This is a genomic window from Pseudomonas sp. AA-38, from assembly GCF_029457475.1.
Lineage (GTDB): Bacteria > Pseudomonadota > Gammaproteobacteria > Pseudomonadales > Pseudomonadaceae > Aquipseudomonas.
In genome coordinates this window covers 2,189,038-2,203,378 of sequence record NZ_CP120359.1, presented here as the reverse complement: position 1 = coordinate 2,203,378, position 14,341 = coordinate 2,189,038, and the positions used below count along the sequence as shown (strand labels likewise).

General features: G+C 61.2%; 11 protein-coding genes. 4 read left to right on the top strand and 7 right to left on the bottom strand.

Annotation, left to right across the window (positions count from 1 at the left end):
* Window positions 1-330 precede the first annotated feature (330 nt).
* From PVE35_RS10010 to PVE35_RS10000, 3 genes are read left to right on the top strand one after another with little or no spacing between them, the layout of a single operon-like run.
* Complete coding sequence (locus tag PVE35_RS10010) at window positions 331-867, top strand: ATP-dependent zinc protease (RefSeq protein ID WP_277374544.1); 537 nt, start codon at window positions 331-333, stop codon at window positions 865-867.
* A gap of 5 nt (window positions 868-872) precedes the next feature.
* A complete protein-coding gene (locus tag PVE35_RS10005) occupies window positions 873-2,399 on the top strand; it encodes an inactive transglutaminase family protein (protein WP_268177816.1) in 1,527 nt (508 codons plus the stop codon).
* A 4-nt stretch (window positions 2,400-2,403) separates the two neighbouring features.
* Window positions 2,404-3,393: an alpha-L-glutamate ligase-like protein gene (locus PVE35_RS10000; protein WP_268177817.1), complete on the top strand. Its 990-nt coding sequence runs from the start codon at window positions 2,404-2,406 to the stop codon at window positions 3,391-3,393.
* Between the two features lie 98 nt (window positions 3,394-3,491).
* Here PVE35_RS10000 and PVE35_RS09995 read toward each other — a convergent pair whose 3' ends face one another.
* From PVE35_RS09995 to PVE35_RS09965, 7 genes are all read right to left on the bottom strand, one after another.
* On the bottom strand, window positions 3,492-4,640 hold the full coding sequence (locus PVE35_RS09995; RefSeq protein ID WP_277374543.1) for a MalM family protein: 1,149 nt from the start codon (window positions 4,638-4,640) through the stop codon (window positions 3,492-3,494).
* 4 nt (window positions 4,641-4,644) lie between these two features.
* On the bottom strand, window positions 4,645-6,234 hold the full coding sequence (locus PVE35_RS09990; protein ID WP_277374542.1) for an outer membrane protein transport protein: 1,590 nt from the start codon (window positions 6,232-6,234) through the stop codon (window positions 4,645-4,647).
* Window positions 6,235-6,252: 18 nt separating this feature from the next.
* Window positions 6,253-7,263, bottom strand: a complete 1,011-nt coding sequence (locus PVE35_RS09985) for a transporter (protein WP_277374541.1) — start codon at window positions 7,261-7,263, stop codon at window positions 6,253-6,255.
* A gap of 38 nt (window positions 7,264-7,301) precedes the next feature.
* A complete protein-coding gene (locus PVE35_RS09980) occupies window positions 7,302-8,060 on the bottom strand; it encodes a C39 family peptidase (RefSeq protein WP_268177821.1) in 759 nt (252 codons plus the stop codon).
* Window positions 8,061-8,144: 84 nt separating this feature from the next.
* Window positions 8,145-8,567: a DUF6160 family protein gene (locus PVE35_RS09975; protein WP_277374540.1), complete on the bottom strand. Its 423-nt coding sequence runs from the start codon at window positions 8,565-8,567 to the stop codon at window positions 8,145-8,147.
* A 238-nt stretch (window positions 8,568-8,805) separates the two neighbouring features.
* Window positions 8,806-11,529: a LuxR C-terminal-related transcriptional regulator gene (locus tag PVE35_RS09970; protein WP_268177823.1), complete on the bottom strand. Its 2,724-nt coding sequence runs from the start codon at window positions 11,527-11,529 to the stop codon at window positions 8,806-8,808.
* Window positions 11,526-14,030 carry a LuxR C-terminal-related transcriptional regulator gene (locus PVE35_RS09965; protein ID WP_277374539.1) on the bottom strand — a complete coding sequence of 835 codons (2,505 nt, stop codon included), beginning with the start codon at window positions 14,028-14,030 and terminating at the stop codon, window positions 11,526-11,528. Before PVE35_RS09965 ends, PVE35_RS09970 begins: the two co-directional genes overlap by 4 nt.
* On the opposite strand from PVE35_RS09965, the gene PVE35_RS09960 reads away from it, so the two are divergent.
* Window positions 14,025-14,330 (top strand): hypothetical protein, encoded by a 306-nt coding sequence (locus PVE35_RS09960; protein WP_277374538.1) that lies wholly within the window; start codon window positions 14,025-14,027, stop codon window positions 14,328-14,330. The two genes, PVE35_RS09965 and PVE35_RS09960, sit on opposite strands and share 6 nt — an antisense overlap.
* The last annotated feature ends 11 nt before the right edge of the window (window positions 14,331-14,341 follow it).

The following is a 14,341-nucleotide window of genomic DNA, read 5'->3' as shown; positions in this document are numbered from 1 at the left end:
AAGCACTATTGTCGACAATGATGCAGATGCGTAGCCCCTTCCCCGTATCATGCCCATCGCCCTGTCGAAGCCTCGCCCTGATAGCTGCTCAGCCCGCCACAAGGCAACAAGCCCTGGCCTGGTTTCTTGAAGCCAACGACATGGCAGTTGCGCAATCGGTTACACCACCTGCGTTACAAGCAATTGTCAGCGGTCTTGCAGCACATGCTAGAATTCCTCGCATTTCGCCGCTGGCCCAGTGCCACTGCCTGCATCAATACGGCAGACTTGCGCTGCGACCGTTGCTCACTGGCGTATGGACAGTCCATCGCTTTACCTACTCAAGGACTCATGAGACTCCAGCTTCTAGCCTCCCTGCCCTGTCTGTTTGCACTGCTCAGCCCAAGCATGGCCGTGGGCAAGTCCATCTATGGCCTGAACGAGTACGTCCATATCGAAGAACTGGATTTGCTGGTTGCCGCCAAGCTCGACACCGGCGCCAAGACCGCCTCGCTCAGCGCTCGCGACATCAAACGCTTCAAGCGTGATGGCGAAACCTGGGTCAGCTTCATCCTGGCCATCGACGATACCCACGAGCGCACCTTCGAGCGCCCGCTGGCCAGGATCAGCAAGATCAAACGCCGCGCCGGCGACTATGATCCCGATGAAGACAAAACCTATACCGCACGCCCCGTAATCGACCTCGAACTGTGCCTGGGCCAGACCCTGCGCACGATAGAAGTGAACTTGACCGACCGAAGCGCATTCCAATACCCGCTTCTGATCGGCTCCGAAGCACTCAAACGCTTCGGTGCCATGGTCGATCCAAGCCTTAAATATGCCGCCGGCAAGCCTGGCTGCACCAACGACGCAACCCCTGGCGAGTAATTCCCATGCGCTCTCTGAACCTGCATCTGAAAGTCCTGATCACCCTGTTGGTGACCCTGGGCGTTCTGATTACGGCATATCAAATATTCATTCTCGGCATCCCGGTCACCGAGGATGAAACCGATGACCTGTGGAACATCGACGCCAAGGTCGAATTCCAGGCCAACCCGCGCGAGCCGGTGAAGTTGCAGATGTTCGTGCCGCCGCTGAGCCAGGATTACGTCAGCCTCAACGAGAGCTTCATCTCCAACAATTACGGGGTCAGCGTCAACCGTGTCGACGGCAACCGCCGCGTGACCTGGTCGGCCCGACGTGCCAGCGGCAAGCAGACTCTTTACTACCGTCTGGTGCTGACCAAGCGCTACAGCGGCGAACAGACTCAGGTCAAAGGCCCTATCTTCCGTGACAGCATGGTGGTCGAAGGCCCCGAGAAGATCGCCGCCGAAGCCCTGCTGGCGCCGATCCGCCAGCACTCGGCGGATGTCGAAACCTTCATCAGCGAGACCATCAAGCGCGTCAACAATAGCAATGACGACAACGTCAAGCTGCTACTCGGCGGCGACGCCTCCACCGCCAACAAGGCCAAGGTGGTCGACCTGCTGCTGTCCATCGCCCACGTACCGATGGAGCGCGTGCACACCATCCGCCTGCAGGCCGAGGTGGCGCAGTCGCCGGAACTGTGGCTGCGCAGCTTCAACGGCCAGAAATGGCTGTATTTCAACCCGGAAACTGGCGAGCAGGGCCTGCCGGCAGACCGACTGGTGTGGTGGATCGGCGACGACGATCTGATCAACCTCGAGGGCGGCAAGCAGGTGCAGGTCAGCTTCAGCCTGAACAACAGCGAGATGAACGCCATCCGCCTGGCCAAGCTGACCGACGAGAACACCGACGCGAGCTTCCTCGAATACTCGCTCTACGGCCTGCCGCTGCAAACCCAGCAGACCTTCATGATCATGGTGATGATCCCCATTGGCGTGCTGGTCATCCTCATCTTGCGTAACCTCGGCGGCCTGCAGACCCTCGGCACCTTCACCCCGGTGCTGATCGCCCTCGCCTTCCGTGAAACCCAGCTAGGCTTCGGTATCTTCCTATTCACCGTGATCACCGCGCTAGGCCTGTCGCTACGCTCCTATCTGGAGCACCTCAAGCTGCAGATGCTGCCGCGCCTGTCGGTGGTGCTGACCTTCGTTGTGGTGTTGATCGCCACCATCAGCCTGTTAAGCCACAAGCTGGGTCTGGAACGCGGCCTGTCGGTGGCCCTGTTCCCGATGGTGATTCTGACCATGACCATCGAGCGCCTGTCGATCACCTGGGAAGAGCGAGGCGGTAGCCATGCCTTCAAGGTCGCCATCGGCACCCTGTTCGCCGCCACCATCGCGCACCTGCTGATGACCGTGCCGGAACTGGTCTACTTCGTGTTCACCTTCCCGGCCATCCTGCTGATCCTGGTGGGCTTCATGCTGGCGATGGGACGCTACCGCGGCTACCGCCTGACCGAACTGTTCCGCTTCAAAGCCTTCCTCAAGGACTAAGACCATGTTCGGCCTGATCAAGACGTGGAAGGCCCTTGAAGCCAAGGGCATCATGGGCATCAACCGACGCAATGCGGACTACGTGCTGAAGTACAACAAACGGCACCTGTACCCCATCGTCGACGACAAGATCATCACCAAGGAGCGGGCCATCGAGGCCGGCATCGACGTGCCGGAGCTGTACGGCATCATTGAAACCGAGAAAGGCATCGACAAGCTCGACGAGATCATCGCCGGGCGCAACGACTTCGTCATCAAGCCGGCGCAGGGTGCCGGCGGTGACGGCATCATGGTGATCGCCGATCGTTTCGAGGATCGCTTCAAGACGGTATCCGGCAAGATCGTCAGCCACGAGGAGCTGGAACAGCAGATTTCCAGCATCCTGTCCGGCCTGTACTCCCTTGGCGGGCACCGCGACCGCGCGCTGATCGAGTACCGCGTGACCCCGGATACCATCTTCAAGAGCATCAGCTACGAAGGTGTGCCGGACATCCGCATCATCGTGCTGATGGGCTACCCGGTGATGGCCATGCTGCGTCTGCCTACCCGGCAGTCCAACGGCAAGGCCAACCTGCACCAGGGCGCCATCGGTGTCGGCGTGGATCTGGCCACCGGCGTCACTCTGCGCGGCACCTGGCTGAACAACAAGATCAGCAAGCACCCGGACACCACCAATGCGGTGGATGGCGTGCAACTGCCGAACTGGGACGGTTTCATGAAGCTCGCCGCTGGCTGCTACGAGCTGTGTGGCCTGGGCTACATCGGCGTGGACATGGTGCTGGATCAGGACAAGGGCCCGCTGATTCTCGAGCTCAACGCCCGCCCAGGCCTGAACATCCAGATCGCCAACGACTGCGGCCTCACCAAGCGTACCCATGCCGTCGAAGCGCGCCTGGAAGAACTGAAAGCCAAGGGCATTCAAGAGAACGCCGAGGAGCGTGTACGCTTCTCCCAGGAGCTGTTCGGCAACATCGTGCTCAAGCAGGACGATTGACCCCTGTGGAGCGGGTTGCCCCTCGCCAGAGCCTGCAACCCGCCGTAGCCCGGATGCAATCCGGGACCTGCCAGCGCCCCTCCCCTTAGGCTCAGCCCCTAACGCACGATCGCCAGCTCGAATTCACCTTCGTCGCCATGGGCATGTCGCTGCATGCCCGCCTCGTCCACGGCCAGCGCCTGCAGAGGCCGTTTGAACGGCTTGTTGTCGAGGGTCTGCAGACTGCGATCCTCGTCCGTGGTGAGCAGCAACACGTAGCGCTCGCCCTGCTCGGCGCGCACCTTGACCGTGCCCTCGATGAAAGCATAGCGGTACCAGGTTTCCGGATGGAGCTGGTACACCGCATCACTGACCAGGCGCGTCGGTCGCTTGGCCTCATCGAGAAACAACAGTGAGGGATACACCACCTGGCGATTGGCGAAACTGCGTACGCGCAGACCGTAGGTCTGGCGCGACGCCGGTAGACTCAAGGCCGCGTAATAACTGCGCCCCATGGGAAAGTCGAAGCTCGGCGAATAGCGGCTCAACTCTTCGTAACGCGGTTCCTCGACAGACAAGGGAGTGAAATCACTCTCGCGCATCTGCCCACAGCAACGCTGCAGCAACTCGGCATACAGGCCTTCACCGCGGGGCTCGCTGCCCTCCAACAGCGCCTGCATCGCCGCACTAGGCTGGCCATCGAGCGTCGGCAGTTTGCTCGCCACAGGCTCGAACTTAACCTGCCGTCCTTCGCTGTAATGCACCGCCTGCGCCCCGCTCGGCTTATTCTGCCGACCAGGTGCCAACACCGGCGAGTTGTGCATCTGCCCCTTCTCATCGACCCAGGTGTAGTAACGGCTGTCGGACTGGCTGCGGGCGAAACCACGCCCCTCCAGCTCATCGGCGTCGATGTAGTCACCGACTCGCTCTCCCGTACCCAGCAACTGGTCACGCTCCCCGCCTTCGCGGTTGCGCTCGCCCAGATAGAAGCTGTTGTGCAACTGGCCACCGCTGTCGACCCAGGTGTAGTAACGCCGCTTGCTCTCGCCCGTGTCCGGCGCACTGCCCGGCCATTTGCCGCTCTCCCCCAGCCGCGCCTGATCGCTGAGTTCGGCACGACGCTGCGCGCTGCGCTGCTGCTCGGCGAAGCGTTCGTCGACGAAGGTGTTGTGCACCCGACCTTGGTCATCCACCCAGGTCAGGTAACGGCTGGCTGCCAATGACGGCAGGCAGGCCAACAACAGCCAGGCCAACAGCAACAGGCGCATGATGTCAGAACCTCGTGGTGTAACTGAGGGAGAAGATATAGGCCTTCACCGTCGTCTCGATGTTGAGCCCCGCATAAGGGTTATAGACGAGCTTGTCCAGACCTTCGCAGTTGGCGTTGCAGCTACTGCCCGCCGGGATGCTCTGCTTGGAGACGAAGTAATTGAAGCCGGCTTCGATGGTGGTGTCCTTGTCCCAGCGATAAGCGAAACCGAGCCCATAGAGATCGGCGTCGCCCACAGGGGCCAGCACGTCAGCCTTGTTCTTGGGAATCGCCGAGGGGCGGTACTCGTAGCCGGCGCGCAGAGCCAGGCGGTCGTTGACCTCGTACTGCACGCCAACGCCCCAACTCCAGGTGTCTCGATAACCGCGATCAAGGATGATGCTACGGTTGGTCGCGTTTTGACTGCTGAAGGTCTTGGCGATGCGCAGGATATCCAGCTCACGATCGAACTCAATCTCGAAATTGTTCCAGTCGCTGTAACCAACCCAGCGCAGGTCGAAGTTGAACTGCCACTTGTCGAAGGGCCGTACCTTGATGCCGGTGCTGAAGGAGTCCGGGTAAGTCAACTTGAGCGAGGCATTACCGCTCTCCTCTTGCGCCCCATAGGGAAACAACGGGCTGAAGATTGCGCCAAACAACGAGCCCTGCAAACCGCTCCAGAAGCCGGCCCAGTCCTTGGAGTACTCGATGCGATACTTGCCCTGCAGATGCATCCGCGCTTCGCTCTGGTAGGTCGCGCCCCAAGCGAACCAGTCGGTGGGCTCCCAGAGAATGCCCAGGTTGTAGGTGGGTGACAGGCTCTGCTGCAGATCGAGCTGAAGGTTGGCCAGGGAGTCGAATGGGCCGATCCTGCCACCACAAACGTTGAAGAATGCTCCCAGAAGCTCCTGCAAACCTGGTTGACATAACGCCCTATTCAGTTCTTGGGTCAGCCCGGTGAGCAAGCTAGGGTTACGGAAATCCTGATTGAGCGCCATGGCCTGGTGCGAGAAGCCAATCGACAGCCCCAGCGACAGCTCGTCGTTGACCTGATAGGCCAGCGATGGCGAGAAGTAGGTAATGCGCTGCAGGGACACCTGACGGCCCTGAAAGCGCCCCGGATCGCTGTCGGAATCCCGCGAATAGCCCAGCGCCATGGGAGCGTAGACGTTGGTGGCAAAGGTGAACTTGGAACCCGGTGGGTTGATCGACAGCCCCGCCAGCGGCGCCGCCAGCAGTGGCATCTCGGTCATCCCCCCGAGGCCTGGCAGATACATGGCCGGTGTCGTGGTGCGGGTGCTGGAGTTCTTGTACGGATCGTCGTCGTAACCAAAGAAATTGTAGCCTTCACGCGGATCGAACTTGGCGCGGATGTCCATGACGCCGCTGATCATCTTCAGCGTGGTCATCCGCCCTTTGAGTTTGCTCAAAGCCGCCGGGTTGTAATGCACTGCGTCGATGCCAGTTGAGTCGGCCGTCACGGCGTTGCCCATGGCCATGGCCTTGGGGTTGCCGATGGTGAGGTTATTGGCCAGTTGCGCCTGCGCCGGCAACCACCAGCCAAGCGCCAGGCCCGCCAACAGCAGGGGCTGCAGCATTGCACGAGAAGTCATGAGAGTCGTACTCGCTGCTTATTGGGGCTTCAAACCCTTGATGTCCAGAGGCAAGGAAAATCCGAGCAGGACATCGGGGGAATCTTCGGTCATACCGAAGCCGGCGTTGATGTTGACGATACGATCCGGCGAGGTACGCAGACCAAGAGAGAAGTTCATCACCGCGCTGGTCTGCTCGGTGCCCTCGAACTTGGCATCCTCAAAAGTGAAGGTCGGCGCCAGGTTATGCGACATCTGGAACGAGGTGGCCAGGGACACGTCGTAGGACAGGGCATAGGCGAAGCCCATGCTGAGCGCCAGGCTCGCTCCCGGATCGACCGAACGCAACAGGCGCCCACCGCGCACCTGGTCGACGTTGCGCACCGGCATGTTGTAGGTGTAACCAAGCGAGCCGAACAGCACCACCGGGTCAACCACGTAGGACAGGTTGGCGCCGAAGCCCAGGTTGTAATAGCCATTGCCGGTAGACAGACCACTGTCCACCTTGACGTCGTAAGGGCTGTCCCCCGTGGGCAGGCCGAGCGTGGCGAACAGGGTGGTGACCGGTTTGCCCCGTGCCGACGACCAGGGCTGCCAGCGCAGGCTGAGCGACAGGTCGCCCAGGCTGTGGGTATCGATGTCGCGCTCGGTGTCGTACTTGGCGACGAAGGGCACGCGCACGCTGAACGTCAGGTTGTCCCAGACGCCATAGTCGAAGGTGAAGGAGTTGGTGAAGGTGTGCTGCGCCTCGCTCTGACCGATGACACTGAACACGTTGTTGCCCGTGCGTACCGTCTGGATCTGCGTGTCGCGCAGCAACGAATAATCGAAACCGTAGGTCAGGGTGCGCTCACCCTTCTTGAGCAGGGTGTAGCTCTTTTCCGCCGCCTGGAATACTTGCTCCAGCGCCTTGGCGCTGTCGGCGTCATCCTCTTTCTTGGTCAGCGCCTCACGCGCGTCGTCGACCGTAGCCTGCTCCGCAAACACCTGCTGCGTCTGTGCAGCGAGCAGTAGCACGAATGCCAGCCGCGCATATACCGAAAATCCCATGACGCTGCTCCCAGATCGTTATTGTTATGCCGGGTAAATCACTTGCGGCGGATGTACTGAATATCCCCTCCCGAGCCCAACTGGTCGGCTTGGTTGGTGGAGAACTTGGCCATTTGTGGAAACTCGCGAAAGGCCAGCAGGCTGATGGTGCGATCATCGATGATACGTAGATCGCGCTCACTCAGAGCCAGTGCATTGGGCGGCTCGTTACCGCTGGGGAAGATCACGAACAAGACGTTCTGATCCCAGATTTCCTCGAAGCGCACCCGGGTGAAACTGATGTTGCCCAAAGCCGGGTCGGCCACGAAAACATGATCGTTATAGACGTCACGCACCACGACGAAATGCTTGAAGCCCGCATAATGGATCGGCACGATGGCCGGATTTTCCAAGGATTCCAGATCACTGAAGGAAGCACGAAAGCCACCGCTCTTGTAACCCAGCGCCGTCACGAAACGCTTCATGTCGAGCAAGGAAAAGCCGCGGCGTTCGACGATCTTTTCCGCTTCGCCGAAACGCAGCAAACCTTCCATCACCTGGCGTTCCTGCAGGTTGCGCCCCAGGAAGTAGTCGAGCAGCGTGGTCAAGGCAGCGGAACCACAGCTATAGTCGTAGGCTTGGCGGGTAACGTTACGAAACTGCAGCTGGCTCATCGGCTCCAGCACCACAGACTCGCGCTGCACGGGATTCAGGGCGGCCTGGCCGATATTGACGGTGCCGGCGGGTGGCGGCTTGGTGTCGACAGCCTCGGTAAAACCGAACAGGCCGATCAGGCTGCCCACGAGGATTTCGATCATGTTGCTATCCGACGACTACCAGACTGAAGTGGCGACCCGAGCCACACCTCGCACTCAGGTCGCCTCATACCACTCAAGCGGAGATCAATGCCCCCAAATTCTGACGGTCGAACCGGCCATGTTGAGGTCGTTGACGGCGACACCACCGATGCTGTTGTTCCCGATGTTGACCGCACCGACCTTGACCTGACCATTGATGGTCGGCAGGCCGATCTGCAATTTGCTGTCGACCACGTCGATGGTCAGCGGCGCGTTGTCGTCGATGTTGAAGCCCGACAGGGTGACGGTATTCAGGCTCAGGGTGTTGCTGCCATCGGTGACGCCGTCTTCGGTATCGGTGTAGACGACGGAGCCGATGGTGGCATTGAAGTTACCGGAGATGCTGATGCCTGCCTGACCGGTGACATCCGACAGGGCAGAGTCGTCCAGCGCTTTCAGGTCAGCATGAGCGGCGAAGGGAAGCGCCACGACGGCAACGGCAAGAGCGATTTTTTTCAGGGTCATCATTGTTGTTATCTCCACAGTTCAAATGGGGGGTCCCCGGGCTCTGCCGGTGACGTCCTGTCACGAGCAGACTGATCGGCAGATGCCGATCTCCAGACCTGCCACGACTTCCATAGGTGTGCCAGGCTTGGACTCTCGAAGCACATTGCGCTTCGCGATGGCTACAAGCTACTAACCAGCCGGCGCCCTGCCAGCCCATCCAACGAATGGCGCGAAGGCTTTGCCGCGCGCCTTACGGAACTCAAGCCTCACTGAGCAGCCCCAGGCTTTTGCCCTTGAGCACAGCCTGAGTCCGGCTGCGCACTCCGAGCTTGGCAAACAGATTGTGCAGGTGCCACTTGATGGTGGCTTCCGACAGGTGCACGGCCTGGGCGATATCACGATTCGACAACCCAGCCGCCACGAGCCGCAGGATCTCTCGCTCGCGTGGGCTAATATCTTGATTTTCCTCGAAATCATGAGGATCCACAGCCAGGCGGCGACACTGCTCACGCATCAATTCAGGCACCTGCGGCCAGGCGGCGGCACGTTTGGGTAGCGCCTCGCTCCAGGCGTCCCACAGAGGCAGCAGCCACAGGGCTTCGTCCTGGAACAAGCGACGGTAACCGCACTGCCAGGCTTCTTCCAGAGTGTTGCCGAACAGCTCGAAAGCCTTGTCGCTGTTACCTTTTCGCCAGTACGCAACAGAAAGTAACAGCGCCAGACGCAAGCGCCGATCACGCTGATGGTCGGCATCCTGCTTGGCAAGACAGTTCTCCAGGCTCACCAGGGCCTTTTCCACACGCCGCTCGAACAGGGCCAGGCGGGCTTCGGCCAACGCCCAGGCGGTATGCGCATCGCCATAACGCTCGATGGGCAAGGGCGCGATATGCCGCTCCATCTGCAATAGAATGCGTTGCGCCTCGTTAGGTCGCCGCAACCACAGCAGAAACTGCACCTTGCAGCCCATGACAATGGCAAACACCCGCTCGTAACCGATTCCCTGCAAGCCACCGAGCCATTCATCGAGTTGCGCCAGGCCCTGCTCGGGCTCCCCTGCAAAGAAACGCGCCCGAGCCATCACCAACTGACCACGGCTGATCAGCTCGACCGGCGTCGCCACATCGCGCCAGGTCGTGGCCAGGGGCAGTTCGGCGAGGATGGCGGCATGCCGATCCTGCTCGTACAGCAGGTCGGCATAAGCCAGTGCGAGCGGCCCACCGACCCGGCTGCGGCGCCCGAACACCTGATCGACCCGTGCTCTGGCACGTTCGGCCAGGGCACATCCGCGCTCGAGCTCGCCATGCTCCTTGCAGATCAGCGCCTCGATCAGGCTGGACATCACGTGCAGATATTCGCTTTCACACTGGCGCAGGTTGTCACGCACCACGGCGATGGCCTTGGCCGCCTCACCGAACTCGCCCAGCAAGGCGAGTGCCGCCGCCTGCACGCAGGCCAGGCTGGCACGAAAGACCGGCTGATTCTGCGGAACCAGCGCCAGCCAGTGGCCAGCGACCTTGAGGCAAGCCTCGAGCTTGTCCTGATAGAGCAGCACCAGCGCCTTGAGCACCTGGGCAGCGGCGAGCAGTTCGAGCAGGCCGAAGTGCATGCCCTGGCCACGGCCCTGGGTCAGGCGCACGCTGACCTCCTCGATCAGGGCCTCGGATTCGGCGAATTTCTGCTCGAACGCCAACTGCCAGGCATAGAAGATCTGGAACACCGGCTGCTCGCTGATTACCAGCGGTGGAATGTCCTTGAGAATGGCGAGGATGCCGTACACCCGGTTGCTGGCGATCAGTTTCGCGCCCTGGCGCTCCAGTAGCTCGGCGGCAAATGCGTAATCGCGCGCGCGCAAGGCATATTTGATGGATTTGTCGGCCAGGTCGTGGCTTTCGCACCAGCGTGCCGCTGCGTGCAGCAGATGCGCCGGGTCGCCCCGCTTGACCAGGCGCCCCTGGAGAAAATCGCTGAACAAGTGATGGTAGCGGAACCACTCGCCCTGTTCATCCAACGGGATGACGAACAACTGCTCGCTCTGCAGACGCTGCAGCATCTCCTCGCCATCCTGACGACCAGTCAGGGCATTGCACAGCTCGGCGTTGAACTCATCGAGCATGGAGGTCTGGTCGAGAAACAACTGCAGGCCTTCCGGCAGTCTGGCCACCACGTCTTCGGCCAGGTAGTCGGCAATATCCCGCTCGGCACCGGACAGGCCGGCGAGGAAAGCACTGCGATCAAGTTGCCGGGGCAAAGCCAGCGCCGCCAGGTGCAATGCAGTGATCCAGCCCTCGGTGCGATCATGTAACTGATCCAGCTCCTCTTCGCCAAGCTCCAGTCGCTTGACCTCGCGAAAATAGGCGGCTGTCTCCGTGCGATTCAAGCGCAGATCATCGGCCAGCAGCCAGAAGGTGCCGCTCTCGAGCATGGGTTTGCCGTCGAGAAAGCCAGGCTGGTAGCGGGTACTGACCACTATGTGCACATGCTCGGGCAGGCGCTCGAGCAGATATCGCGCCCGTTCCGCCAAAGCGGGATAACGCAGCCGGTGGAAGTCATCGAGCATCACGTAGAGGTCATGGTCGATGGCCTTGAGATCTTCGGCAAAGGCATCGAGCACGGCCAGCAGGTTCCAGTTCAGGTCGCCTTGCAGCAGGCGTGATGCACTGTTGCCGACATTCGGGCAGACGGCTTCGATGGAAGCGATCAGGTACTGCAGCAAACGCGGCGGCTCACTGTCCACCTCATCGCACGAGAGCCAGGAAACATGCGCCCGTTCGGCCTGTAAGCGCTGGCGAAACTGGCTCAACACGGTGCTCTTGCCAAAACCGGCCGGGGCACTGAGCACCAGCAGACGCTGATTACGCGCGGCCATCAGGCGCTCGAGCAACGCCTCACGCTCGAGCAGTGGAGCCCCTTCGGCGTGCGGAGGATGCAGCTTGGTTCGCAACAGGGCGAAGGTTTGCAGGCTCGATGAAAGTTGTTCGGTCATGGTTCGAGTAGGCTCAGTTCACGGGCGCGACGGATGGCTTGGGTACGGTTACGCACCTTGAGCTTTTCATAGATGTTGTGCAGGTGCCATTTGACGGTACCGAGCGCCAGCGCCAGTTGCTGACCGATTTCGTCATTGGACAAGCCCTTGGCTGCGAGGCAGACCACCTCGCGCTCACGCTCGGTCAGCCCCTCCTCCAGCATGTCCATGGCCTGTTGCGCCTCGCGCCCAGGCCAGATGCCCAGAAGACTGCGCAGAAAGCCTTGCAGGGCCGGTTGGCGCTCGGCTGCTTCCAATTGCTGCAGTAACTGACGAATAGCCTCGCCCTCCTCGATGAACACGCTGCGCGCCCCTTCGCGCTCGGCGCAGATCAGGCATTGCACCAGCAGGCTCTGGGCCCGCTCCTGATAGCCCAGGCGCTGGTAACTCAGCGCAGCCAGCAGATCCAGGCGCATGCGCTGCAGATCATGCAGGCCTTCTTGTAACTGGGTACGCAGTTGCGCCAGCTCGTGCAGGGCCTCACTGTAATGGCCGCGGGCCTGCTGCAGACGGATGCGCGTCAGCCCCAGCACCCACAGCACCGGGTTGAGGGCACGTGACTGATAGGGCTCGGCCAGCTTGTTCCAGTCCACGCTCTTGAGCCGTTGTTCAGCGCGTTTGCAGCGATCGACCTGGGGTTCCTGCAGGATCAACGCAATCTCTTCGCCTACCGCCTGCACGTAAAAACGCCAGGACTGATTGCGGGCCGCCAGGTTCTGCATCAACACCAGGGTGGCGCTGGCCTCCTTGCTTGCCCCCTGCATGCGCTGCACCCGGGCCAGGCAGAGCATGGCCTGGGCATAGAGATCGATGGGGTTGATCACGTCGATGGTGGCGAGCGCCCAGCGCAGGCGCTCCTGCAGCCCGTCGAAACGCCCCTGCCGGTAATCGATCAGGGACTCGGTGATGGTCGGCAGCACCAGCGCCCGCGAGCGCTGGTCGAACCAGCCGGTGAAACGCTCACGCAACTGCTGGAAGAGCAGTTGCGCCTGTTTCAGACCGCCCTGCTCCAGGCACAGCAGCACCTCGACGTTGCTCAGTTGCATGTCGAGATAGTGGCCTTCGAGGAAATGATTGCGCTGTTGCGCCAAGGCCAGCAGGCGCCTTGCCGGCTCGGCCTGACCCAGCATCACCAGCGCCAGGGCGCCGACGATGAGAATGGCCACTTCGAGAAAGGCTGTGTGTTGCCCCAACTGCGCCTCGATACGTCGCGCCAGAAGCACGCAGGTGTCCAGGTCATCCTTCTGCAGGGCGATCACCGCCTTGATCGCCAGGGTGGCCAGCAAGCGCTCGCTCAATGGCCCGCTGTCACGCGTCGCCCCCCACCGCTCGAGCAATTCGTCGAGCAGACGGTAGGCTTCGCCTAGGCTCAGATCGGTGGCACGCGTCCAGACATCGGCCAGTACCAGCACCGGAAAGCGGCTCGCCACCTCGTCAGGCACCTGCTTACGCCACCGGTAGAGCAGGCCGAGCTGCCCGCGGTTGATCAGTTCCAGGCCGCAGCCGTCGAGCAAGGCGGCGAGCATTTCCGGGTCTTCGGCCAGGCTGGCATGCTCGATGGCCAAGTTCTGCATGTGATGGTTGGTGAACCACAGGCTGGCATTGAAGTGCAGTTGGCGAAAACGCTCGGGATCTCGTTCGCGCAGGCGAGCGCGCAGGAACTCGGCGAACTGGTTATGGAAGCGATACCACTGCCGCTCACGGTCCAGCGGCAGCAGGAAGAGCTGCATCGCCTCCAGCTCTTCCAGCAGTTGCTGGCCATCCTGACGTCCCGTCAGGGTATTGGCCAGATCGCCGCTGAGCTGCCGTGCCACGCCCAGCGCCAGGAGCTGTTCCTGACGCTCTGCCGGCAATTGCTCGAACACCGTATGCAGCAGGTAGTCGCCGACGGCATGCTGATCGCTGCCCAGCTCGAGCAAGGAGGCCACGGGTTGTGGCTGGTTACGCAGCCACAGGCTGGCCAGATGCACGCCGATCATCCAGCCTTCGGTATGCGCGTAGAGCGACTTGAGTGCAGCGCAGTCCAGGTGCACGCCGGCATGCTCGAGGTACTGACTCATTTCTTCGGGGCTCAGACGCAGTTCGTCCGCCCCCAGTTCGAGCAATAGCCCCTTGGCACGCAGTGTCGCCAGATTGAGCGCCGGTAACGAACGACTGCCGGCAGCGAGCATGAAACTGGCAGGCGCCAGTTTGACCATGCGGTTGAGGGCTGCCAGCAGGTCGCTGTCCTGAATAAGATGCAGGTCATCGAGCACCAGCAGCATGGGGGTCTGCACCCGCGCCAAGTCGCTCAGCAAAAGCTCCATGGCCGCTGCCACTGGCACACCCATCGGATTGCACAGATAACCGAGTGCATCCCGGCCCAAGCCTGGCACGACCTGACCGAGGGCATCGATCAAATGCTGGAAAAAACGCGACGGATCATCGTCATCGCAACCCAGCGACAGCCATACCACTTGCACACCCTGCTCCTGGCGGCGAGCGGCAAAGTCAACCAGCGCAGTGGTCTTACCAAAGCCGGCAGGAGCACAAAACAATACCAGGCGGACATGGGGATTGGCCGCAAGGGCTGCATCGACCCGTGGTCGTGCCATATAGAAGCCAGTGGCTGCCTGGGGCGGCGAAAGTTTCGAGCGCAGCAGGCCTCCAGTGGCTGGATCCTGTACTTCATCCATAGCCTGAACCCCTTCGTCGTTATTATTCTGGAGCAAAAAATCAGCGCGTCGCGGCCTCATACTAAACAGCCATCAGCGCTCAAGTAAACTGCTGGCAG